Origin of the sequence: Ensifer sp. CCNWLY38, from assembly GCF_037120565.1 — a bacterium.
GTDB lineage: Bacteria > Pseudomonadota > Alphaproteobacteria > Rhizobiales > Rhizobiaceae > Ensifer > Ensifer adhaerens_H.
Genome location: NZ_JBBBBO010000042.1, coordinates 1 through 1,014, shown reverse-complemented (window position 1 = coordinate 1,014; position 1,014 = coordinate 1). Strand labels below are relative to the sequence as shown.

1 protein-coding gene is annotated in these 1,014 nt (G+C 62.7%); it reads right to left on the bottom strand.

Going from position 1 to position 1,014, the window contains the following annotated elements:
- Window positions 1-27: 27 nt before the first annotated feature.
- Window positions 28-1,014, bottom strand: a 987-nt coding sequence (locus tag V7S54_RS33235; RefSeq protein WP_336557629.1) for a (2Fe-2S)-binding protein, incomplete at its 5' end; no start/stop codon positions are given.

Here is a 1,014-nt window from a genome sequence, read left to right as displayed (position 1 = left end):
ATTGAGATCCAGTTGATATCCATCCCCTCACTCCGCTGCTTGAGAAAAACCGACCGTCGCCATCGGCCGGAACTCGTGCTTGTCCTTGCCGGAGACGCGCTCCGACCAGGGATCGACCTGGGCGAACTTCTGGCTGAAGACGAAGCGATCGAAATAGGCCTTGCGCTTTTCGGCATCGCCCATGATCTGGCGGCGGATCTCGTCGAGGCCGACGCGTTTTGCCCATTTGTAGATGCGTTCGAGATAGCGGGCCTGTTCGCGATACATCTGCGTCAACGCCACGATGTGCTCCAGCGCCTCGTCTTCGGTCTTCACCAGCCCGAGAACTTCCGTGCCCTTGATGTCGAGGCCGGCGGCACCGGCGAAATGGATTTCGAAGCCCGAGTCGACGCAGACGACGCCGATGTCCTTGCAGGTGGCTTCCGCGCAATTGCGCGGACAGCCGGAGACCGCCATCTTCAGCTTGGCCGGTGTCCACGAGCCCCACATGAACTTCTCGATGCGGATGCCGAGACCGGTCGAATCCTGTGTACCGAAGCGGCACCAGTCGGAGCCGACGCAGGTCTTCACCGTGCGCAGGCCCTTGGCATAGGCCTGGCCGGAGACGAAGCCGGCCTTGCCGAGATCCGCCCAGACCGCCGGAAGATCCTCCTTCTCGATGCCGAGCAGGTCGATGCGCTGGCCGCCGGTCACCTTGACCAGGGGGATCTCGAACTTGTCGACGACGTCGGCGATTGCCCGCAGCTCTTGCGCGTTTGTGACGCCGCCCCACATGCGCGGAACCACCGAATAGGTGCCGTCCTTCTGGATGTTGGCGTGGACGCGCTCGTTGATGAACCGTGACTGGTAATCGTCGGCATATTCGTCCGGCCAGTCGCAGACGAGGTAGTAATTCAGCGCCGGGCGGCACTTGGCGCAGCCGCAGGAGGTCTTCCACTCCAGCTCCTGCATCACGGCCGGAATGGTCTTCAGCCCCTTGGCCTTGATCAGCCGGCGCACGTCGTCATGGCCGAG